The following is a 22647-nucleotide window of genomic DNA, read 5'->3' on the forward strand; positions in this document are numbered from 1 at the left end:
TATGTTTATTTTATCTCAGTGCTTAGTTGCCATTGCCACATTACTTGATTTGGCTTCTTTTCAGTTTAAACAAAGACAAGCTATTTTAGCTTGTTTGTTTAGCTCAGTATTACTGACATCAGTGCATTTTATGCTGCTTGATAATTTCAGTGCTGCAAGCTTAATGCTGATTGCCGCCCTACGTTATGGCTATTGTATTTTTGCGCGCAAAACTTGGGTGATGATAGCGTTTATGCTTTTGAGTATTAGCGCAGTACTATTAACATTGCATAGCTGGGTTAGCTTTATCGCACTGGCAGCAACGTTAATGCAAACCTATGCTTCATTCCAAGGCAAAGATTTTACCTTACGCCTGTTGATGATTGTCGGCACTGTGTGCTGGATAGTTCACAATTTATTAGCGTTTTCACCACTAGCAGTGGTAATGGAAACAGTGTTTTTAATAAGTAATTTAGTGGGCTTATGGCGCTTTTATGCTAACCCTAAGCCCGCTTAAATTTTATTTAAGACTTACCTAGCATGCGGCTCAGCATGCCATCTTTGTCAACAAACTGGTGTTTAAGTGCAGCAGCAACGTGTAAGGCTAAAATCACCACGATAATGAGCACAGAACTGTGGTGCACAAAGCTGCCTGCATCTGCAAGCCAAGGTGTTTTTTCTGGTGCGCTCAATAGCTCAAACTCAAAGAAGCTAATTGCACGACCGCCCGCATAGCTCATGATAAATCCAGATAACGGCATAGCTAGGGTCGCAAGTAATAATAAGCCATGAGTGAGGTGAGCAATTACGGTTTGCCATTTAGGCATGTCAGATGTTGCAGGTAATGCGCCTTCTTTTATGCGCCAAATAAACCTTGCGATGGCAAAAACTAATACTACTAAGCCCATTGATTTATGCCATCCCATATAAGTAAATTTAGCGGGTGGCTCGGCAAAATCAGCAACATAAATGCCCATCGCAAATACGCCGATAAACAAAATGGCAACGGTCCAATGTAACAGGATGGTTGGCTTAGAAAGGGCAGCTACTTTACTCATGGTTGACTCTCATAATTGGCTTTAATTATAAGTATAGACTGCCCCAATAGCTGAGGGTTGCGTAAAGTAATGTAAAAAACTTAAAGAGTGTCAGCAATCAGCTTTAATAAAAAGGTCTCGCGCTGAATCGATAAGCCTTGTTTTTCACTCATTGCCATGGTGGTTTCGTTGTGTGCGATGGCATCAAATATATTCACCCACTTAGGTTGCATGCCATTTTGCACTTCGTAGTGCTCCATTTTTGGGTCAGCAAATTCATCGCTTATTTCACAAAAGTAGCAATAAGATTTGATATGAACACAGTCAAAGTCGTCTTTGTACCAAGGTCTGATTTCTTCGTATAAGCCTAGTGAATGCTTTATTTGAATTTGTTGTGCGCCTGTTTCTTCATGAAGTTCTCGCAGGAGCCCTTGCTCAATACTTTCGCCTTTATCAACCCCGCCACCCGGTAAACTGTAGTCATCATAACGAGCGGTGTATAAAAGTAGTATTTGTTCACCTTTTAAAACAATGGCGCGGGCAGTGTTACGAATAAATACAGTGCCGTAGTCGTTTCCTAAACTTGGGTGAATAACTTTTCTTAATAACTTCATATGATTACAACTTAATAACTTAAAATAAGTACAGCTCAGCTTAATTTTGAGTAGGCAATAATAACCCGTTTCTAGTATTTTTCTCACTTTTTACCCTAAAGTGGAACTAAATGCAGTAATATGGTCGTAATTTGAATTCAATTAGTATCTAACGCGCTTTATTTTATTTTTATTGGAACTAAGCGTAGAATGATTAAAAAAGCTTATGGAATAAATATGTTAAACGTACTTTTAGTTGATGATGACAGTGAGTTTAGTGATGTAGTTTGTCACATTGTTGAGTTCCTCGGGCACAATATAAATACCGCAGCGAACCTTGCTGAAGCTGAGCAATGGTTTGAAAACAACACGTTTGACCATGTTTTTTTAGATTTTATGTTGCCAGATGGCAGCGGTCTACATTTGCTTGAGCACTTAAAAGCAATCGGTCAATCGCCTCGTGTTACGTTAATCTCAGGGCATCCTTCAGTAAAGGGTAAGTTGGCTGAAATGTGTGAGCCTAATGTTGGTCACCTAGTCAAACCACTACAACGAGAAGATATAGAACGGGTACTCAACCCGAAAAAAGCAAGCCCTAAGAAAAAAGCAACGCCAGCTATAAAGCGCCACTTTGGCACCTTAATTGGTGAATCTGAGGTGATGCAAAAGCTTTACACTATGATTGAGCGTGTTGCAGCAACTTCTGCCAATGTAATGTTGATGGGGGAAAGTGGTGCTGGTAAAGAAGTGGTTGCTCAGGCAATTCACAACGCCACTGAGTGTGATGGCCCTTTAGTAGCAACTAACTGTGGTGCATTTTCTAAAGAGCTGATTGGTAGCGAACTTTTCGGCCATGAAAAGGGCGCATTTACAGGCGCTATTGCACGTAAAGAGGGGGTGTTTGAGCAAGCTGCTGGTGGTACTTTGTTTTTAGATGAAGTGACAGAAATGCCCATTGATATGCAGCCAAACTTACTACGTGTACTCGAAAGTAAAAAAGTAACTCGAGTGGGTGGAACCAAAGAGCAAGCGGTAAATTGCCGCGTTATTTCTGCAACCAACCGCACCTTGACCGACCTTGCGCAAAATAATGTTATTCGTGAAGACATTTACTTTCGTTTAGCGGTATTCCCTATTGATATTCCACCGCTTCGTGAGCGCAAAGAAGATATTCCATTGCTTGCCAATGCTTTTTTAGAGCAGCTTAATGATGAAAACGGCACCGACTTTAAATGGCAAGCAGCGCAAATCAAAGAACTTGAGGCCCATGATTGGCCTGGTAACGTGCGTGAACTTCGCCATGCTATACACCGTGCCTTTATCATGAGTGACCCTAAAGGCTCCGTTATTACTTTACCTGATTCGTTAGAATCACCGTTTTCTAAAGTGAATAAAGAGAGCCAAGCAAACCAAGTTGTTGCAGGGCAAACCATTGAAGAAGTTGAAAAAGAATTGATCCACGCGACTTTAGATAAAGTACAAGGTAATAAGACGATTGCTGCGCAAATGCTGGGGATCAGTACGAAAACACTTTATAACCGTTTAAATGCTTATGGGGGCATTGGCGAATACAAATAACTAAGGATAGCTATGAGTAACAACGAGTCTTTACGAAAAATGGTGCACGATGCTCGTGCACCGCTAAACCGTATTTCGATGAATGCAGAGTTAGTTAAGCTCGTATTAGAAAATGATATGCCTAAGCAAAAAGCGCTCGAGGCATTAGATAAAATAATTACCAACTGTCAGCAGTGCAGTGAACACTTACAAGAAATAAGTGACACTCACGCAGCAGATTGAGCACTCATTGATTGGGAAGCAAATGCAAAAACAAAAAGGAAAAATAGCGGTCAGTTGGGCTGGCTTTATTGCCGTGGTGCTGTGTATCGTGGTGGCGAATGCTTTTTTAGCCCTCAATAGCATTCGCTCTCTAACAGAAACACAAAGTAGTCTTGATAATACTAACTCACTTAATACTGCAATAGAGCGGCTACATTTATCTGTAGTACAGGCTGAGTCAGGTCAGCGAGGTTATCTTCTTAGTGACCGAGAAGATTATTTACTGCCTTACAATGATGCTATCGCTTCAATGCAAGCGCAGATCATGCTTGTGAAAAGCTTGCATTCAGAAATTCCCGGTCAAGCAGACCGCATTGCTCGTTTAATTCATTTAGTAAACGATAAAGTCGCAGTGATGACTAAAACCACCGATCTGGCTCTTGCAAATAAAGACGTGAAAGCTCGCCGCTTGTTATTAACAGACCAAGGTCGTGATTTATATAAAGATATTCGCGCTGGAGTTGATGAAATTCAAATGCGTGAGCTTAATTTTAAAATAGAGCAGTTTGCAAAGCTCTCACAAATTAAAAACGAAGCGAAGTTAACATTTGCGATTACTGCAGTGACAAGTGCTTTACTGCTTATTGGTATGTTTGTGTTAACCCGTATCAACATACGCAATCAAGCTAAGTACCGAGCTGACCTTGAAAAACAAAACGAAAACTTGGCTGCAAAGGTTGCAGAACGTACGCAAGAGTTAACCATCTATTCAGATGAGCTAAGCCGCTCAAATAGAGAGCTTGAAGACTTTGCCTTTGTTGCAAGTCATGATTTACAAGAACCACTGCGTAAGATTCAAGCCTTCAGTGACCGCCTTGAAAAGATGTTTAAAGATGAGCTCGGCGAAAAAGGGGTTGATTACATTAATCGTATGAAAAATGCCGCTCAGCGTATGTCTAATTTAATCAATGACCTACTTGAATTCTCACGCGTAACCACTCGTGGTAAGGACTTTGTTGATACAGATTTGAATGAAGTCGTTGCAGAGGTACTTGATGATTCTTGAAATCGCAATAAAAGAATCTGAGACCACGGTTAACCTCGATACCTTACCGCATATTCAAGCAGACCCGAGTCAAATGCTACAGTTGTTCTTAAACATTCTGTCGAATGCAGTAAAGTTTAGACGTGAGAATGTTGCGCCTGTGATTGATATTGCATATCAGCGAATTTCAGAATTTAGCGAAGTTCATCACACTGATGTAGAGTGGGAAGTTATTACAATTTCAGATAACGGAATTGGCTTTTCAGAAGAATACCTAGAAAAAATATTTGTTCCGTTCCAGCGGTTACATGGCCGTTCGCAATACAAAGGCACAGGCATAGGACTATCGGTTTGTCGCCGTATTGTGGAGCGTCATGGCGGAGAAATAACAGCAAGTAGTCGCGTTGGTGAGGGTGCAAGCTTCACTCTTAAATTACCCGTGGAAACATCGCTTTTCACACTACAAGGAGAGGCGTAATGCCACTTAATAAAGTTAAACCAATAACCATTTTAATGGCTGATGACGACGAAGATGATCGTTTATTAACCCAAGATGCATTGGCCGAAAGCCGTGTATTAAACGAGTTGTTTTTTGTTGAAGACGGTGTAGAACTGCTTGAATACCTTGAGCGTAAAGGCAAATTTAGTGAAAAAGAAAGCTCACCGCGCCCGGGCTTGATTTTACTCGATTTGAATATGCCGCGTATGGACGGCCGTGAAGCTTTACAAGCAATCAAAGCTAACCCTAACTTGAAGGGTATTCCGGTGGTGATTTTAACTACATCAAAACAAGAAGAAGATATGGTTAAAGGCTACGACTTAGGGGCTGCATCATACATTACTAAGCCAGTTACTTTTGAAGGTTTAGTCGAGTTAATGCAAACATTAGGGAAATACTGGGTAGAGTTTGTAGAGCTGCCAACACCACAGAACGATTAATTCCAATTTGCGATAATATTTTATTAAGCAAATTGCTATAAGGAATAAGAATGTTAGATAAGGTAACCCGATTACTCTTAGTAGAAGACGACGAAGACGATTATATTCTTACTTGCGACTACCTAGAGCAATTAGGTTCCCATACATTCGATGTTGAGTGGTTAAGTTGCCCTGAACAGGTCATCAGTGTGCTGAGCGAAAACAAGCATGATATTTGTTTGTTAGATTATCGTTTAGGTGCCTCTGATGGTCTCGAAGTGCTAAAACGGGCCGTTGATAATGGTTTTCGCGGTCCGATTATCATGCTTACCGGGCAATCAGATGAAGCACTCGATTCTGCAGCACTTGATGCCGGTGCGGTTGATTACCTTGTTAAAAACGAGATGAACTCTAGCCGTTTTGCCCGCGCTATTCGTTATGCGTTAGCACGACGAGATGTTGAAGATGAGCGTGTTGAACGCTTAAAAGCTGAAGCAGAAAACCGTTCTAAAGACCGTTTTTTGGCGCATTTAAGCCATGAGTTACGTACGCCCCTGTCATCCATCTTGGGTTATACCGAGTTACTAATGCAAAGTGGTAAGAACCAGCATGCCCAAAACGAGCTGGGTGTGATTTACCGAAATGGTAAGCATCTACTGAGCTTACTTAATGACGTGCTCGACCTATCAAAAATTGCTGCTGATAAACTTGAGCTCAATTGCAGTGATGTCAATTTAGATAGCCTAATGGCGGACGTATATACCTTAATGCGCGTCTCAGCCGTTGATAAAGGCTTAACACTTAAATTTGAATCTCAGCAAGCCTTACCTTTAGTTGTCAACACAGACGCGAAGCGGTTACGCCAAATCCTAATTAACATCATCAACAATGCAATTAAGTTTACTAACCAAGGCGAGATCACAGTGCGTGCTTGGACTGCTTGGGTTAATGAGCGCGAAATGCTGTTTTTTAGTATTAAAGACACAGGTCTTGGAATCCCAGCCGAAAAACAAGCTTTGATCTTTAAACCATTTGAACAAATTGCCGATGTAGAATCCCGAGATGTGGGTGGAGCAGGGCTTGGCCTCGCCATTTGTTCTGAGCTACTTAGTCGAATGCAAGGCTCTATTGAGCTTGAGTCTACGCAAGGCGTGGGCTCAGAATTTACCCTTTCTATCTACCCGGGCAACATTCGTGATGTTGAGCGCCAAGTACTGCGTTTTGATTCAAACCCAGATTGCCAACAAAAATTAGCCACCCTTGAAACCAGTGGTCGGGTATTAGTGGTCGACGACTTAAAAGATTTACGTAACCTAGTAGGTCATATGATCACTATGACCGGTGCTGAAGTGGAATACGCAGAACACGGTAAACAAGCTATTGAGAAAGTCGCTAGTGCAGAACAAGCGGGTGAGCCTTTTGATATTGTTTTTATTGATTTGCATATGCCGGTTATGGGCGGTAAAGAAGCCACTATTGAACTTCGTAAAATGGGTTATCAAGGGCCAATTATCGCGCTTACTGCAGCCACCATGAAAGGGGTGAAAACTGAGTTAAGCGCACTTGGTTTTAATGATATGATTGCCAAGCCGGTTGATTCTGGGTTGCTTTACCAAGTGCTTAATCATTATATTTGCGAAGGCAATACTGCACCTGTGGTTGAGCAAGACGACAGCCCTGAAATGACCAACCAAAGCACGCGTTATTTATTGGTTGAAGACGACAGTGATGCGGCACAGATTACCCAATTATTGCTTGAAAGCTTAGGTGTTGAAACTGTCATAGCGCCAAGTTGTGCCGCTTGTCTTGAGACACTGAGTGACGACCAAAATTTTGCTAAAGTATTACTCGATATGCATTTGCCTGATGGTGGAGGGCTAGATTTAGCAAAAGAAATTAAACAGCGCCACCCCGACTTAAAATTAGTCATTGTAAGTGGCGCAGAACCAGAGCCAGAAAGAATTAAACAACTTGATATAGAACAAGTGCTGTTAAAACCAATTAATCTTGGCTTGTTATCCGAGCTTATTGCTGACTAACTGAATGCCTGACTACAAGTTCAGGTTCAAATAGCGTTTGCAACGGCGGTGTTTGTTTTTGATAAACTTGGTTTAATACCCAGTCAGCAGCCATGCGTCCATTTCATTTATGGGGTAATTAATGGTGGTTAATTGTGGGTAAACGTGGCGGGTGAAAAACACGTTATCGTAGCCCATAATCGACAATTGCTTAGGTAACGTTAGCCCTAAATCGCGTGCGCTTGCCATGGCACCCACTGCCATTTCATCATTAGCACAGATAAGCGCCGTGAATGGATGCGTTTGTTGATGAAGCGCTTTTAACCCCTCATAACCGCTCGCTTCCATGAAATCACCTTGAAATAAGAGGTTTTCATCAAACTCAAGGTTAAACTCAGCCAGCGCTTGTTTGTGGCCTTCTAGGCGGTCTTTGGCATCTTGCTTCCAAGCTGGTCCACTGATGTAGGCAATGTCTTTATGACCTTGTTCTAACACATGTTTAGTCGCTAGATAACCGCCTTTAATATTATTAAGCAAAATGCAGCGGTCACTGAGTTCGCTGATATAGCGGTTGATTAGTACAAACGGAGTACGGCCTTTGCTAAGTTTAATTAGGTAGTCGTCGCTGACAGCTTCAACATGCAAAATAAGCGCATCGCAGTTACGGCTAATTAAAAATTCAATCCCTTGTTTTTCTCGTTCTTCATCACTGTGACCTGCAGCAATAATCAGGTGTTTGCCTTGATTACGAAAGGTATTTTCAATGCCGCTCATCATAGGCCCGTAAAATGGACCTTGTAATTCAGAGACCAGTAGACCAACACTGTTCGAGCAATTTGATGCCAGTGACTGAGCAATTGAGTTAGGTCTATAGCCAAGCTCATCCATTGCGGCAGTGACCTTTTTACGTGTTGCATCACTGACATTTGCATTGTTGTTCATTACTCGCGAAACGGTTGCAAGAGAAACGCCTGCAAGTTTCGACACCTCGTAAATGGTGGCCATGTTATTCCTTTTTAAACAAAGTTATGGATGCTTTTTTAACGATAAATCGGCACTGATCCGCTCAACCGTTTGATTATCAAGAATATACCTTTTCATGATAAATGCGACAAGCATACTACCTATTGCTGGGTAAAGGGTAAATGAAATTAAGATACCCGAGAGCGTGTGTTCACTGAGTTCGGTATTGGCTTCATAGCCATAAAATGCCAATAACCAACCTGCAATGGCACCGCCAAGAGCAAGGCCAAGCTTAATAAAAAAGACCACGCTTGCGTAGACTAGGCCTGTTAGCCTTTCACCGGTTTTCCATTGCCCATAATCTATGGTGTCGGCCATTTTTGCCCACAGTAACGGAGTTGCCATTTGCGTGAAAAAACACCACAAAAAGTACACCGCAAAGGCAAGTGCAAGTTGTTCGCCCGGCAACCAAAACGCCACGCAACTAATTGCCGCAGAGATGTATTGCAAACGAATATAGGCAGTTTTCTTATCAACGCGTTTACTGAGTGGGTTTGCACAGGCACAGCCCAGAATATTACCTATCATGCCGATGGTAACAAAGTAGGTGACCAACTCGGCTTCACCAAGTACATATTTTACATAGTAAATGGCAAGGGTGGTGCGCAGTACCATACTGGTTAACAACATAAATGCAGCAAAGCACAACACTTTAAATGGGCCATTTTGCCATAGCGTGTTCATGCGGGTTTTCCAGCTCAACGATGAGCTGTTATGCGCTGCTACGCGCTCTTTGGTAAAGCGAAAACAAATCAAAAATAAGATCACACCTAAGCCGCTCATCAGGGCCATAGTGAGTTGGTAGCCCGTGGCGTTATCACCTTTGCCAAGCCAGTTTACCAAAGGCAAGGTACAGGCACTGACAATTAAGCCGCCCAGCATACCAAACACAAAGCGATAAGATTGAATGGATACTCGCTCTTTAGGGTCGCCACTTAATACCCCTCCTAAGGCTGAGTAAGGAATGTTAATCGCGGTGTACACCAGCATTAGCAAAGTGTAAGTGACAAACGCGTAAATGACTTTGCCTGATTCAGGCAGGTCTGGCGTGGTGAAGGTGATCATGCTGATCACCCCAAATGGTAAAGCAAGCCAGAGTAAGTAGGGACGATAGCTTCCCCACTTAGTGCGGGTTGAATCGGTTAAGGCTCCCATTAATGGGTCGGTAATTGCATCAACGACTCTCACCACCAAAAACAAGGTGCCAACAATCGCGGGTGAAATACCAAAGATATCAGTATAGAAAAAAGTTAAAAATAACATCACCGTTTGAAAGATGATATTACTTGCTGTGTCGCCTAATCCATAGGCTATTTTTTCTCGTTTTGTCAGCATGTGTGTTCTCGATTGTTGTTATTTTTATCGCTGTTTGAGCAGCGCGCGATATTGTTTTGCGCTTTCTTTTAAAATGCGTTGTTGGCTTTGATAATCAATATAAACTAACCCAAAGCGCTTTTCGTAGCCATACGCCCATTCAAAGTTGTCCATTAAGCTCCACGCAAAGTAGCCTTGAATATCAACACCTTGACGAATTGCATCACATACTGCATTTAAGTGAGTGTGATAATAATCTACGCGTTCTATGTCGTTCACTTCACCATTTTCTAGCGTATCGGCCATGGCTGCGCCATTTTCGGTAATGTACATTTTTGGTAAATCATATTGCTGATGCAATGATACTAAAAGCTCAGTTAAGCCTTGAGGATAAACTTCCCAGCCCATATCGGTAACACGAACATCCGCAAGGCTTGCTTCTTCAAACCAGCCATCAGCGGTATTTTTGTAGTGTATGCGGGTATAATAGTTAACGCCAATAAAGTCGACGGCTTGACTAATAATCGCCATATCGCCAGCAATAATAGTTGGTTTAACTTCATCTGCTAAATCATTCAGTAAAGAAGGGTAAGCACCCTCTAAAACCGCTTTGATATACCATTGATTATGATATTGATCAGCAAGCTCTGCGGCTTTTTTATCATCTTCGGTTAAAGGATAAGTTGGGCTGAAGTTTAATACGATACCTGCTTCTGTGCTTGGGCAGTTTTTACGCAATACTTGCATAGCAAGGCCGTGAGCAAGCAATAAGTGGTGCGCTGCTTGTCGACCTGCTTGCTGTGATTTTATGCCAGGTGCATGTACACCCACTTCATAACCTAAGTAGGCACTACAAAATGGTTCGTTCAAGGTGGCGAATGAATCAACCAAATGCCCTAAATGTTGAGTAACAAGTTCGGCATAGTCTTTAAATTTATAGGCTGTTTCGCGATTTAACCAGCCGCCATTATCTTCAAGGTATTGAGGTAAATCCCAGTGATATAAGGTGACATAGGTCTTAATGTTACGTGCTTTTAAAGCCGTTAATAACTGAACATAAAACGCCATACCTTGCTCGTTAATCGAGCCATCTTGCTGCATGACCCTTGGCCACGAAATAGATAAGCGGTAAGCATCGACAGCCAAATCTGCAATCATCTCGACATCTTGCTGCCAACGTGCAACATGGTCACAAGCTACATCGCCATGGCTTTGGTCAGCAATAGCGCCAGGCTTTTCGCAAAATGTATCCCAGATACAATCAAGGCGCTTATCGCGTGCCCCTTCAATCTGGAATGAAGCTGTTGCCACACCGAACGTGAACTCGGGCTTGAGTAAAGATGAATCTGGTAACAGTGAAATTGATTTATACACAGTAGATACTCGTCCTTCGGGTTAAGTGTAAGGCTTAGTAAATTAGAGCTTAGACTTAGTTGTAAGCGCTTACAATTTTTCTGCAAATAAATTGCTAAATATGATTTATATGTTATAAATGTAAGCGCTTACATTTAATGTTGCAACATATTTCGCTATTTGCTGTTAGTGATTAAGTATTAAACCTTGCTGTAACAAACTGATAAATATAATTAACTAGAGAAGAAAATTATGGCTCATGTTTCAACCCCTGTGTCGGCTGCTGCAAGCCAAGCAGATATGCCTAAGCAGCACTTTGCGCTGGCATCATTGACCACATTATTTTTTATGTGGGGATTCATAACCTGTCTGAATGACATTTTAATCCCTTATTTAAAAGGTATGTTTTCACTTAACTATACGCAGGCTATGCTCATTCAATTTTGCTTCTTTGGTGCGTATTTTGTGATGTCGATCCCTGCTGGAAAGTTGGTCAGTCGTATTGGCTACCAGTTTGGTATCGTGGTTGGCTTAGTGGTCGCAGCCGTGGGGTGTGCGCTGTTTTACCCAGCTGCGGTTGCCCATGTGTACGAATTATTTTTACTAGCCTTGTTTGTCCTTGCCTCGGGCATCACGATTTTACAAGTATCTGCCAATCCTTATGTAAGTGTACTTGGTCCGCAAAAAACAGCATCTTCGCGTTTGACTATGACACAAGCATTTAACTCGTTAGGAACCACGGTTGCACCAATTTTTGGTGGTTGGTTAATTCTATCTGAGGTTAGTCAAGCCACCGCAGAAGAAGTGAAACTCCCTTATTTAATGTTGTCGTTAAGCTTGTTGGTACTTGCGGTTATCTTTGCATTTTTAAAACTGCCAAAACTAGGTAAAGAAAGTGATAGCGAAGCGGCACATCAAGATTTAGAAGATTTTGTTGATTTAGGCAGTGTTTGGCGTTACCGCCACCTCATTTTAGGTGCTGTAGGTATTTTTGTGTATGTGGGCGCAGAAGTGGCGATTGGTAGTTTTTTGGTGGGCTTTTTGACCCTAGATAACATTGCTGGTTTACCAGAAAATGAAGCTGCGCATTATATTAGCTACTACTTTGCAGGAGCCATGGTTGGCCGTTTTATTGGTGCAGTTGTAATGCAGAAATTTAATGCAGGCAAGGTGTTGGCATGCCATGGCTTGTTGGCGGTATTGTTAGTATTGATTGCTATGACGGGTGAGGGCAGCCTTGCTATGTGGGCAATTTTGCTTGTGGGATTATGTAACTCGATTATGTTCCCAACCATTTTTAGCCTTGCTTTACACGGCCTTGGAAAATACACCTCAAAAGGATCAGGCATTTTATGTTTAGCGATTGTAGGGGGGGCGATTATTCCATTACTACAAGGCGTATTAGCAGATTCTATTGGCGTGCAAATGGCGTTATTCTTACCAATCGCCTGTTATTTATATATTACTTACTTTGCGCTGGTTGGCTCAAAAGTATCAACTCAGACTTCATAGGTGCAAAAAATGAAATTGAAAAAAACATTCACTCTCTGTTCGTTAATGATGGCAAGCGTCAGCATGCTAGGTTGTACTGGACAAGATAAGGTGACCAACGTGAGCACTGAGCAAGAAATTTGGCCAAATATCGAAACGGGCATTGCAGCAAATCCAGAAATGGAAGCACAAATTGCGAAAATGTTGGCAAATATGACCCTTGAGCAAAAAATTGCGCAAATGATCCAGCCAGAAATTCGCGATATAACCGTTGAAGATATGCGTAAATACGGCTTTGGTTCTTACCTCAATGGCGGTGGCGCATTCCCTAATAATGATAAACATGCCAGCGCTGCAGATTGGATTGATCTTGCTGAAAAAATGTATCAAGCCTCAATTGATGACTCGCTCGATGGCAGCTCAATTCCGACTATGTGGGGTACCGATGCCGTGCATGGTCACAATAACGTAATTGGTGCGACATTATTTCCACATAACATTGGTTTAGGTGCAACAAACAACCCTGAGTTAATCGAAAAAATTGCCGCCGCTACCGCGCAAGAAGTGATGGTAACTGGTATCGACTGGGTATTTGCACCAACTGTGGCTGTTGTTCGTGACGACCGTTGGGGCCGAACTTATGAAGGCTATTCTGAAGACCCTGAAATTGTAAAAGCGTATTCAGCAGCCATTGTTAAGGGGTTGCAAGGTGCGGTTGATGACGACTTTTTATCTGATAAACGTGTGATCAGTACGGTTAAACACTTTTTAGGTGATGGCGGCACAGAAGGCGGTGATGACCAAGGTAATAACACGGCATCTGAGCAAGAGTTATTTGATATTCATGCGCAAGGTTATGTTGGTGGCTTAGGTGCGGGTGCTCAGACCGTAATGGCGTCATTCAACAGCTGGAACGGTGAAAAAATTCACGGCAGCAAATACCTACTTACCGACGTACTTAAAGGCAAAATGGGCTTTGATGGTTTTGTTGTTGGTGACTGGAACGGTCACGGTCAAATTCCGGGTTGTACTAATGGCAACTGTGCGCAGGCTGCAAATGCGGGTCTTGATGTGTACATGGTACCGACAGATGCATGGAAACCACTTTACGAAAACCTTATTAAGCAAGTTAAAAGTGGCGAAATTGCACAAAGCCGTATCGATGATGCAGTAACACGTATCTTACGTGTAAAAATGCGCGCAGGTTTGTTTGATAAGCCAAGCCCTGCCAAGCGTCCGCTTTCAGGTAAAACAGAAATCATTGGTAGTGCAGAACATCGCGCAGTTGCAAAACAAGCAGTCCGTGAATCACTAGTACTACTGAAAAATAAACAACAGTTGTTACCGCTATCAGCAAATGCAAATGTATTAGTTGCCGGCCAGGGCGCAGATAACATTGGTATGCAGTCAGGTGGCTGGACAATCACATGGCAGGGTACAGGTAACGAAAATAGTGACTTCCCGGGTGGCTCTTCAATTTTTGATGGGATCAAAAATACAGTTGAGCAAGCAGGAGGTCAGGTTCAATACAATGTGAATGGCGAATTTGAATCTAAGCCAGATGTCGCGATTGTGGTGTTTGGTGAACAGCCGTATGCAGAAGGTAATGGTGATTTAGATAACCTTGAATACCAACGTGGTAATAAAACTGATTTAGCCCTGCTTAAAAAGCTAAAAAATGCCGGTATTCCTGTGGTGTCGCTATTTATTAGTGGCCGCCCAATGTGGGTGAATGCAGAGCTGAATGCTAGTGATGCGTTTGTCGCAACTTGGTTACCAGGCAGTGAAGGTGATGCAATCAGCGATGTTATCTTTAAAAAGCAAGATGGCTCTATCAATCATGACTTTAAAGGTAAGTTATCGTTCTCGTGGCCAAATAACCCGGTAGGTAACCAAAACCGTGGTGATAAAGATTACGCGCCACTATTACCTTATGGCTTTGGTTTAACTTACCAAGATAAAAATACATTAGCAGATGACCTTAGCGAAAAATCACAAGTTGCCGCTAAATTAGAAGACTTAGTATTATTTGAACGTGCCGTAAAAGCACCGTGGTCACTGCAACTACAAAGTGGTTCTGAGCAACAAGCCATGACCAGTAGCCGTGCAGCCCTTAACGCTGTTAGCGTAAAAACCTTTGATAAAGACGTACAAGAAGATGCGCGCGCAATCAGCTTTAATGGTAAAGAAGCGGCTGCGGTTCGTTTAATGGCTGCGTTCCCATCGGATTTACGTTCATACGTTGAAAAAGCGGGTCAACTGCAAATGCAGATTAAGGTAGACCAAGCTGCTGATGCGCCGCTAATGCTAGGTATGCAATGTGGTGAAAACTGTGACGGCCAATTTGATATTAGCAAACAGCTTAAAGCAGTAAATGATTGGCAAACACTAACGGTAGATTTGAGCTGCTTTGCAGAGCAAGGTGTGCAGCTTGGGCAAGTATTCTCGCCTTGGCAATTAGCCACTGAAGGTGCATGGCAAGTATCAATTGCTAAACTATCAGTAACGAGCGCGCACACCGAGGACGCAACAGTCTCATGTCAGTAAAATCGTATGCTGTTATTTTGCTAACAGGTGCGCTTAGTGCCTGTCAGCAAACCCCAGCGCCTGTCAAAGCCAGCCTAGGAGAAGGCTGGCAGTTAGTTTGGCAAGACGAATTTTCGCAAAATGATCTCGACCTAACTAAGTGGCAACATGAAGTAAACTGTCGAGGTGGCGGTAATGATGAGCTGCAATGCTATACCGCGCGTAGCGAAAACAGTTTTGTTAAAGATGGCCTATTGCATATTGTTGCTCGCCAAGAGCAATACACTGGACCGTTGCATAATAGCGATGAAGTGAGTAGCGATGCTGAGCGAGAAAAACAAGCGACTCAGCCGTTCACTTCTGCTCGTTTACGCACTAAAAACTTAGCTGATTGGCGATACGGGCGGTTTGAAATTCGCGCTAAATTACCAGCAGGGCAAGGCGCGTGGCCAGCAATTTGGATGTTACCAACTGATTGGCGTTATGGTCGCTGGGCATCATCAGGCGAAATAGACATCATGGAAGCAGTTAATCTAAAGACTCTCACTGATGACAAAACAGCGCCAGCTGGCAGCCTTGAAACGCGCGTACACGGCACCTTGCATTACGGTGGTCCTGCACCCAAAAATGTTTACAGCGGTTCGCCGTACCGTTTTAGCGAAGCTAATAACCCGGCTGATAACTTTCATGTTTATGCCCTTGAATGGCAGCAAGATGAAATTCGTTGGTATGTTGATGATGTTCACTATGCGACATTTCGCCACGACCAGTGGTATTCAACATCACAACAACAAGACGGCTCGTTTATAGAAAATACCGGCTTTGCTCCGTTTGATCAGCGTTTTCATTTACTGCTTAACTTTGCAGTAGGCGGAAACTGGCCAGCAAATGTGAATGATAAAGGCGTTGATTTTGCAGGTTATCCTAAGCAAATGCTGGTGGATTACGTACGTGTTTTTCAATGTAGTAAAAATAGTGAAACAGGTATCGGCTGTGCAACAACACAGCCATCAGCAGCACTAATAAAGGGTAAGACCAATCCGCAATAGTACTTATTTAAGCGGATTGGTGTCAGTGAATTATGAACCAAGAGTCTGCAGATGCTTCGCCGAACTCGTTGCATCCGCTGGCTTTTGGTTCATTCTATCGGTTGAGCTTTTGTAGTAATAGCTGTCTTATTCTTCTGGCCGTTAGTTCGTCGATATCCGCTAATATCCCTTGCGCAGGCTCAGCAACGTGGCTTGCTAAATCCACATCATCAGCAAACACATAATGATTAAAGAGTTGCTGCCATTTTTGTTTATGCTCGCTTGGCAAGTCTTTAATTGCCAGCATACTGTGCAGCATGGCATCAAATGGGTTTGCTAAATACTCTGGGGCTTGTCGCCACCAATAGTTCACCAACACATTAAACGGACTGGTTGCGCTAACCTGATGCCACCAAAGCGCTGGAATATAAATAGCGTCGCCAGGGCCAAGAGTTGCCGATTGCGTCTTTGCTATAGCCTCTTTAAAACGAGGAAAACGGTTGAAATCGGGGTTATTAAAATCAACCAAGCTAACCGCTTGCCCAGCGGGTGTAAATTCGAGTGGACCAACGTAAAGATTATTGACCTGATCAGTTGGCAACAGAGTAAACGTACGCTCACCCGCAGCAACACAAGCTAGGTTATCGGCATTGTCATAGTGAGCCGCAATCTGACTATGATTTCCCACCCAGAGGCTGGTTAAGCAGTTATAATCGGTCACAGTTAATGGGTTTTTAACACTAAAGCCCGGAGCGCAATACTCCACAGCAGTAGAGCCCATATACAGTGAATCACTGTCGGTTTGTGTGATTGAACGTGCTAATTTTTGCAGTACAGAAACTAAGTTATCGGCGTGCTGTGAGAAATTAAGCCCTGAGAAATCAGCGTTATAGAAATAGCGCCCCTGATGAATTGCTTGGCTGCTAAAACTGCGTACTGAGGCGTTATTGGCAAGCCCTAAAAGGTAGTCTAAGGCGTTTTTAGAACCTTGTTTAGCTGCCATGACTTGGGGCCAATCAACGCAGAGATCTCTTATGACCAGTGGTTCAGTTTGCTCAGCTAAAAACGCTTTTAGATCAGCAATGCTTGAAGCCTGGCATTCTTTTATTGGCGCAGCCGCAAACATTACTGCTGAGCCCATTTTTTATTAAGCAAATGAGGAATGTGCTCCATTGATGCCAGCACCATATAAATAGCCTGTAGGTCACCTTGCTGTTGTAACTGCTTAAGTTGTTCAGCGGTTAAGCCATTGAGTACCTGTTGGTTAATAGTATAAAAGCCGCTCACTGTGACTTTTTCGCCATTTTTATCTGCATATTCAATACTGAAAGCTTCGAGTAAATTAACGCTAAGCAAACGCTCAAAAAACAGATTAATTGTTTGGTGTTCTTGATGTAACGCGTTAAGTACTTGAGCAATATGATTTAAGTATTCGCTATTTCCACCATGTTCAAGGAAAATGGCTTCGCCATCACGTGTGCTTATGCGTGGGCTGTCTAAGTCGATATGTACCACCAGAGATTGCTCAGGAATACCATTGTTATACTGAGTTTGTTGGCCAATTAAAAATGGCTGGCGCTGCATACTTAGCGGTAAGTAACTCAGTTGCAATTCGCCTTGCTCGTTTAGCAGCAAGTTCTCACCATTTTCAAAACCAAATAAAGCGAGGGCTTCGAATTGACCTGTTTGCGGGTGCTTACGAAATACGATAGGTTGATTTGCTTGAACTTTAGCAAACTCACTAGGAAATACGGTAGCGCAGCTAATATTGTCGCCCCAGTTAGCACCGCGTGTGGTGATCACTTTTAGGTCTTTATGGCTGATGTTATCAAGTAAGACATGATTGGCCATTGGGCCTCCTAATACTGAGATTAAATAGGTTGTATACCAAATTGCTGAATATGATTTAACAGTTCGCGGTTAGTTGGTAGTTGTTGTAATCCGCGTTTGGCTTGTTGTTGGTTAGCACTAAAATGCTCAATAATTGCCGCAGGCATTGCAAGTACAGGAAACTGTGGCAATTGCTTCATGCCATAAAGCACATACTGGTAACTGGCTGCAGAGAAGACCTCTTGAGCACGGTCAAAGTCGTTTAACCACGGACTTTGATATTGCCAAAGTGCTAAGTTTTCTTGAAGTTGCAGAGGAATTGAGTTTGCCTCTTTATGAGCTTGCCAATAAGGGCTTGTGCGCTTTGACAACACATAATGCAGCTTTAAAAACTCAATGATACGTTGCCAGCGATAATGGCACTGCTCATCAAAACGTTTTGCCAGTGTCGGCATTGCAGCACGATGTGTTGGGAAATTAGCAAGTAAGTTATTAAGGCCAAGCTCCACCATGACTAACGCTGAGGCTTCAAGTGGCTCAATAAATCCCGCAGACATACCAATAGCTAAACAGTTTTTATACCAAAAACGGCGTCTATAGCCGGGCGTAAAACTAATTTCACGAAATATCAGTTCATTTTGCGCGGTGCCAGGCTGGGTTTTTGCAATGTACTGGCTAAGCGCTTGTTTCGCATCTTCGCTATTGGCAAAACGACTTGAGTACACCATACCTAGACCACGGCGGCTTTGTAAGCCGATATCCCAAATCCAACCAGCATCTTGCGCCGTGGCTTTGGTATAAGAAAGGATCTCTTGCTGCGGGTTTGAATAGGGCACCTGTACGGCAACGGCTCTATCGTTAAATAACACATCGTGTTGCTCGATTAGCTCTATACCGTAATGTTGATGTAACAGCTTTGCGTGGGTGCCAGAGCAATCAATAAATAAATCACCCGCAATAGTGCCATGATCGCGGGTTTGCAATGAACTAATATAGCCATCTTCATCACTATTGATGCATTCAACATGACTGACGATATGCTCAACGTTTAGCTTGGTAGTGCAGTGTTGTTGTAGCAGCATGGCAAACTTACCAGCATCTAAATGATAGCCATAGTTTGCTTCACCTTGATAGGCACTATGTAAGTGGTTTTTCGGTGCTTTATGGTGATCGCATAAGTAGGTTTGGCTTGCCACCGCGTGGCTGAAACTCACGGCATCTTTGTTGGCAAACCAATAAGGTGCAATATTTAATTGCTGATATGCCACCGGTAAGCTGAACGGGTGGTAATAATGTGCGTCGCCTTCATCGTCGCACCAGCCATCAAAGCGTGAGCCTTGTTTAAAAGAAGCATCACAACGTTGAATAAATTCACTTTCGCTAATGCCGATGGTTTTTAAGGTTTGTCGCATGGTTGGCCAAGTACCTTCACCGACACCAATGGTGGCAATATCGGGCGACTCAATCAGGGTAATTTGTGCGTTGTGAGTTAAATGAGGCTGGGCAGCAATTAAACCTGCAGATAACCAACCTGCTGTACCACCACCTAAAATGACGACTTTTTTTACTTCATTCTTTTGCATGTTTAAGGCCATCTCAAATGCTATGTAGACAAACTAGCATAATTATGAAAAAAAAAGCCGCTGTTGAGCGGCTTTTTTGACAACAAAATGCTAGAACGAGTAGCGGAAGCCGATGTTGTAGCGCGCACCGTATTGGTTTGCACGTAACAGCTGCTCAGAGTAACGAACGTAAGTACGTTGCGTTTCATCTGTCAGGTTAAGGCCTTCAACAAACACAGTTAGGTTCTCGTTAACTGAATAGTTCACGTTGATATCCCACTGGCCATAAGACTCAGTAAAGATAGGTGAAGCATGTTGGTCAAAGCCTGTTAAGAACTCATCACGCCAGTTATAAGAAATACGAGCCGATAAACCATTTAAATCATAAATCGCAGAGAAGTTAGCTGAATCACTTAAACCCGGTAGGGCAAATTGATAGCCGATAGCATCTCGGTCTGCTTCAACATCACCAAATACGAAAGTCGCGTTAGCGGCAATACCAAAGCCAGAATCACCAAACATATGTTGCGCTGCTAGTTCCCAGCCCCATAGATTTGCTGTTTCAACGTTGTTATCACGCGATACGAAGAAGTTTGCTAGAGGATCTGTATCGTTACCAACGATAGGTGTGCCTTCTTCTGTGCCTTGGTTTTCGTTGATCTTATCGTGAATTGCTTGGTCAGATGGTTGCTCACCCGCTGCCGCTAAATCGTCACGCGCTTGTTCAGCACGATCACCGATGAATGGGTCTGTAATACCGTCAATCGTCTCTTCGGTTGTGATATTTACAAGGAAGTTATCAACTTGCTTACGATAGTAACCCGCAGACATATAGCTGCCTTCACCGTAGTAGTATTCAAGTGATAGGTCGATATTATCTGAAGTATAAGGTTTTAAGTTCGGGTTACCCACAGCCACTTTACGTTGACCCACTTTCGGGTTACCTAAGAATGACGTTGTTGAGCGAAGCGCGCCTACAGGAGGACGAGCAAGGCTGCGGCTGTAAGAGAAACGTGCAATAACGTCTTCAACTACTTCGATATTCATATCGATGCTAGGTAGAAACTCTTTGCTACTACCTTCACCGTTTGAGAATGAGCGTTCATCAGCGTAAATGTAAGACCATTCGTTACCGTTAACCCATTCCATTGCAACAGCAGGGCGCTCTAAGCTGTTTGCTGTAACATCTGTTGATTCGTAACGTAAACCCGCAGTGATGTTCACTGGCATACCGTTAAATTCTGTTTCGAAGTTAGCTTGTGCGTATACCGCCGTTGTTTCTTCGCTTACACGGTGGTCGTCATCGATTGGACCCGCTTGCACCATGCCGTTTACATCAGCAGGCCAGCTACATGCGCCAATACCGCCATCAGGGTGATCACAGTCAATGCTTTCGGCAATCGCGACAATCTCATCAAAATCAGCATCGTAGTAGTAATTTAATAACTTATCGCTACCACCACCAGAGAAGCCATCAAGTAAACCTGAGCTGTCGACACGAGTGAACATGCTGTCATCGTACCAATCCGCAGAGTTCAACCACCAACCAGCAGCAAGCTGACCTGAGTAGGCTGTTGTCGTACGGAAATCGATTTTAGTGTGTGATACACCAAAGTTAATGCTCGATAGAGCACCGCTGTCTTCGTTATACCACGTACCTTTTAACTGGTATTGGTCAAGATCGTTAGTGTTGGTATCTTTGTTTACACCGGCGAAAAGGGTTCCCATATCGCTCGGTAAAATTTCTGCTTGGCCATTGGTTAAGGTCATATCAATAAGCGGAATTTCGCCTTGGCTAAAGTCAGCCATTTTTTCGTCGATATTAACCGTTGGGTTTTCACACCATGAACATGATGTGTTACCAATGATCATAAACGCATCGTGGCCAATACCTACACCGGCACTTTCAGCCGATGAGTTATGCGCATCAAACTCAATGTTTAAATTGTCTGTTACTTGCCAATCAATGTTTAAACCAAGCGATTTATTTTCGTTGGTTGTTGCACCACGGTTTAAGTTTGTAGAGTAGTCACCACCAATTTCAGTTACCTGCGTGTAAGTACCTTTTTCATTGATAGTTGCTGCGCTGACATTACCACCATTATTGAACCATACACCAAAGCTACGGCCATCTTTTTCAAACTCGAGTTTTGAGTAAGTGTAATCAACGGTTGCAGTAATGCGGTCATTCGGTGCGTATTGCAGCACAAGTTGACCATTGGTACGTTTGCGTGAATTGTCTGAAAACGCGTAACCTGCATTTTGCGGATACCAGGTTGCACCATCTGCGCGCTGGTTGTTATCTGTCAGTGCTAAATCAGGAGACGATGAAATATCAACATTTGGGATCCAGTTATCAACTGCCATTGATTGTTCGCGGTTATCACGTTCTTGAACTGAGCCTGAAATTAAAATCCCGAATTTGTCATCGTTGAATGTGTTGCTGTAGATACCTGAAAGCTCAGGGGTTACATCATCACCTGTTTCGTTTGATGTGTCGTGAACTGCTTTTGCACCAATCGAAGCGTGCAAACCAGGATTAGAAAGTGGTTTAGCTGTAGTGATATTAACTGTTGCACCAATACCACCGCTAGGGATATCAGAACGTGCTGTTTTATATACTTCAACACCGCTCACACTTTCTGTTGCGATGTCACCAAAATCAAATGAACGACCGCCAGTTGTTGGCATTTGGCGATTGTTAAGGGTTACTAAGTTAAATTCAGGGCCAAAACCACGAACCGTAATTTTGCTACCTTCACCATTACTACGGTCAATAGACACACCGGTAATACGTTGCAAAGATTCAGCTAGGTTGGTATCAGGGAATTTACCAATGTCTTCAGAGGTAATTGCATCAACAACCCCCGCAGATTGACGCTTGATATCCATTGACTTTACTAGGCTTCCGCGAATACCTGATACTTGTATTACTTCAATATCACTTGCTTTGTCGGGCTGTTCTTCGGCGACAGCTGAGTGAGGAACTAGCGCGCTTAAACCCATTGCCATAGACAGGCTAATAGCAAGCTGCTTTTTCTTGAAAAGTGTGTGGTTCATGCAAATCTCCAGATTTGGTTTTATTTTATGTTGTTGTCTATTTTTGTAAGCGCTTACATTTCTTTCCAAAAAAAATCGCCGAACCCGATTT

16 protein-coding genes and 2 pseudogenes are annotated in these 22647 nt (G+C 43.0%); 9 read left to right on the plus strand and 9 right to left on the minus strand.

Going from position 1 to position 22647, the window contains the following annotated elements:
* Position 1 precedes the first annotated feature (1 nt).
* Positions 2–496, plus strand: a complete 495-nt coding sequence (locus tag ACRWSG_RS12335) for a YgjV family protein (RefSeq protein WP_054552615.1) — start codon at positions 2–4, stop codon at positions 494–496.
* Between the two features lie 7 nt (positions 497–503).
* Here the strand turns inward: ACRWSG_RS12335 and ACRWSG_RS12340 are convergent, their stop codons facing one another.
* Together ACRWSG_RS12340 and ACRWSG_RS12345 are read right to left on the minus strand one after the other, a co-directional pair.
* Positions 504–1037 carry a cytochrome b gene (locus tag ACRWSG_RS12340; RefSeq protein WP_462166427.1) on the minus strand — a complete coding sequence of 178 codons (534 nt, stop codon included), beginning with the start codon at positions 1035–1037 and terminating at the stop codon, positions 504–506.
* A gap of 80 nt (positions 1038–1117) precedes the next feature.
* Positions 1118–1630 carry an NUDIX hydrolase gene (locus ACRWSG_RS12345; protein ID WP_054552613.1) on the minus strand — a complete coding sequence of 171 codons (513 nt, stop codon included), beginning with the start codon at positions 1628–1630 and terminating at the stop codon, positions 1118–1120.
* A 216-nt stretch (positions 1631–1846) separates the two neighbouring features.
* Here ACRWSG_RS12345 and ACRWSG_RS12350 point away from each other — a divergent pair, with 216 nt between their 5' ends.
* The 5 genes and pseudogenes from ACRWSG_RS12350 to ACRWSG_RS12370 all read left to right on the plus strand — a co-directional run bounded on the left by ACRWSG_RS12350 (position 1847) and on the right by ACRWSG_RS12370 (position 7390).
* The gene (locus ACRWSG_RS12350) at positions 1847–3187 is read left to right on the plus strand and encodes a sigma-54-dependent transcriptional regulator (RefSeq protein WP_054552612.1); all 1341 of its coding nucleotides are present in this window, start codon (positions 1847–1849) and stop codon (positions 3185–3187) included.
* 12 nt (positions 3188–3199) lie between these two features.
* The gene (locus tag ACRWSG_RS12355) at positions 3200–3409 is read left to right on the plus strand and encodes a histidine kinase (protein WP_054552611.1); all 210 of its coding nucleotides are present in this window, start codon (positions 3200–3202) and stop codon (positions 3407–3409) included.
* Positions 3410–3431: 22 nt separating this feature from the next.
* Positions 3432–4911, plus strand: a pseudogene (locus ACRWSG_RS12360) (sensor histidine kinase).
* Positions 4911–5372: a response regulator gene (locus tag ACRWSG_RS12365; protein ID WP_054552609.1), complete on the plus strand. Its 462-nt coding sequence runs from the start codon at positions 4911–4913 to the stop codon at positions 5370–5372. Before ACRWSG_RS12360 ends, ACRWSG_RS12365 begins: the two are co-directional and overlap by 1 nt.
* A gap of 50 nt (positions 5373–5422) precedes the next feature.
* Entirely contained in the window at positions 5423–7390 is a 1968-nt protein-coding gene (locus ACRWSG_RS12370; protein WP_462166429.1) for a response regulator, read from the plus strand.
* Here ACRWSG_RS12370 and ACRWSG_RS12375 read toward each other — a convergent pair.
* The 3 genes and pseudogenes from ACRWSG_RS12375 to ACRWSG_RS12385 form a co-directional block, all read right to left on the minus strand.
* Positions 7377–8374, minus strand: a pseudogene (locus ACRWSG_RS12375) (LacI family DNA-binding transcriptional regulator). The gene ACRWSG_RS12370 and the pseudogene ACRWSG_RS12375 sit on opposite strands and share 14 nt — an antisense overlap.
* Positions 8375–8395: 21 nt before the next feature.
* A complete protein-coding gene (locus tag ACRWSG_RS12380) occupies positions 8396–9727 on the minus strand; it encodes a glycoside-pentoside-hexuronide (GPH):cation symporter (protein ID WP_462166430.1) in 1332 nt (443 codons plus the stop codon).
* A 24-nt stretch (positions 9728–9751) separates the two neighbouring features.
* Positions 9752–11080, minus strand: coding sequence for a GH1 family beta-glucosidase (locus ACRWSG_RS12385; protein ID WP_462166432.1), 1329 nt, complete (start codon positions 11078–11080; stop codon positions 9752–9754).
* A 231-nt stretch (positions 11081–11311) separates the two neighbouring features.
* Here ACRWSG_RS12385 and ACRWSG_RS12390 point away from each other — a divergent pair, with 231 nt between their 5' ends.
* The 3 genes from ACRWSG_RS12390 (at position 11312) to ACRWSG_RS12400 (ending at position 16125) form a co-directional block, all read left to right on the plus strand.
* Entirely contained in the window at positions 11312–12571 is a 1260-nt protein-coding gene (locus ACRWSG_RS12390; RefSeq protein WP_235377151.1) for a sugar MFS transporter, read from the plus strand.
* Between the two features lie 63 nt (positions 12572–12634).
* Positions 12635–15097 carry a glycoside hydrolase family 3 protein gene (locus ACRWSG_RS12395; protein WP_462166939.1) on the plus strand — a complete coding sequence of 821 codons (2463 nt, stop codon included), beginning with the start codon at positions 12635–12637 and terminating at the stop codon, positions 15095–15097.
* Positions 15088–16125 carry a glycoside hydrolase family 16 protein gene (locus ACRWSG_RS12400; protein WP_462166434.1) on the plus strand — a complete coding sequence of 346 codons (1038 nt, stop codon included), beginning with the start codon at positions 15088–15090 and terminating at the stop codon, positions 16123–16125. Before ACRWSG_RS12395 ends, ACRWSG_RS12400 begins: the two co-directional genes overlap by 10 nt.
* Positions 16126–16219: 94 nt before the next feature.
* On the opposite strand, the gene ACRWSG_RS12405 is transcribed toward ACRWSG_RS12400, so the two are convergent.
* From ACRWSG_RS12405 to ACRWSG_RS12420, 4 genes are all read right to left on the minus strand, one after another.
* On the minus strand, positions 16220–17245 hold the full coding sequence (locus tag ACRWSG_RS12405; RefSeq protein WP_462166435.1) for a cupin-like domain-containing protein: 1026 nt from the start codon (positions 17243–17245) through the stop codon (positions 16220–16222).
* Positions 17230–17955, minus strand: coding sequence for a SapC family protein (locus ACRWSG_RS12410; RefSeq protein WP_462166436.1), 726 nt, complete (start codon positions 17953–17955; stop codon positions 17230–17232). Before ACRWSG_RS12410 ends, ACRWSG_RS12405 begins: the two co-directional genes overlap by 16 nt.
* A 20-nt stretch (positions 17956–17975) precedes the next feature.
* Positions 17976–19517 carry a tryptophan halogenase family protein gene (locus ACRWSG_RS12415; protein ID WP_462166437.1) on the minus strand — a complete coding sequence of 514 codons (1542 nt, stop codon included), beginning with the start codon at positions 19515–19517 and terminating at the stop codon, positions 17976–17978.
* A 90-nt stretch (positions 19518–19607) separates the two neighbouring features.
* Positions 19608–22556: a TonB-dependent receptor gene (locus ACRWSG_RS12420; protein WP_054552599.1), complete on the minus strand. Its 2949-nt coding sequence runs from the start codon at positions 22554–22556 to the stop codon at positions 19608–19610.
* Positions 22557–22647: the final 91 nt, after the last annotated feature.

This window comes from Pseudoalteromonas sp. GB43, assembly GCF_054923805.1.

Coding starts and splice junctions, on each gene's coding strand:
- ACRWSG_RS12420 (WP_054552599.1), bottom strand. CDS start 22,556: ATGAACCACACACTTTTCAAGAAAAAGCAGCTTGCTATTAGCCTGTCT.
- ACRWSG_RS12400 (WP_462166434.1), top strand. CDS start 15,088: ATGTCAGTAAAATCGTATGCTGTTATTTTGCTAACAGGTGCGCTTAGT.
- ACRWSG_RS12390 (WP_235377151.1), top strand. CDS start 11,312: ATGGCTCATGTTTCAACCCCTGTGTCGGCTGCTGCAAGCCAAGCAGAT.
- ACRWSG_RS12395 (WP_462166939.1), top strand. CDS start 12,635: ATGCTAGGTTGTACTGGACAAGATAAGGTGACCAACGTGAGCACTGAG.
- ACRWSG_RS12340 (WP_462166427.1), bottom strand. CDS start 1,037: ATGAGTAAAGTAGCTGCCCTTTCTAAGCCAACCATCCTGTTACATTGG.
- ACRWSG_RS12415 (WP_462166437.1), bottom strand. CDS start 19,517: ATGCAAAAGAATGAAGTAAAAAAAGTCGTCATTTTAGGTGGTGGTACA.
- ACRWSG_RS12370 (WP_462166429.1), top strand. CDS start 5,423: ATGTTAGATAAGGTAACCCGATTACTCTTAGTAGAAGACGACGAAGAC.
- ACRWSG_RS12405 (WP_462166435.1), bottom strand. CDS start 17,245: ATGGGCTCAGCAGTAATGTTTGCGGCTGCGCCAATAAAAGAATGCCAG.
- ACRWSG_RS12350 (WP_054552612.1), top strand. CDS start 1,847: ATGTTAAACGTACTTTTAGTTGATGATGACAGTGAGTTTAGTGATGTA.
- ACRWSG_RS12335 (WP_054552615.1), top strand. CDS start 2: ATGTTTATTTTATCTCAGTGCTTAGTTGCCATTGCCACATTACTTGAT.
- ACRWSG_RS12365 (WP_054552609.1), top strand. CDS start 4,911: ATGCCACTTAATAAAGTTAAACCAATAACCATTTTAATGGCTGATGAC.
- ACRWSG_RS12380 (WP_462166430.1), bottom strand. CDS start 9,727: ATGCTGACAAAACGAGAAAAAATAGCCTATGGATTAGGCGACACAGCA.
- ACRWSG_RS12410 (WP_462166436.1), bottom strand. CDS start 17,955: ATGGCCAATCATGTCTTACTTGATAACATCAGCCATAAAGACCTAAAA.
- ACRWSG_RS12345 (WP_054552613.1), bottom strand. CDS start 1,630: ATGAAGTTATTAAGAAAAGTTATTCACCCAAGTTTAGGAAACGACTAC.
- ACRWSG_RS12355 (WP_054552611.1), top strand. CDS start 3,200: ATGAGTAACAACGAGTCTTTACGAAAAATGGTGCACGATGCTCGTGCA.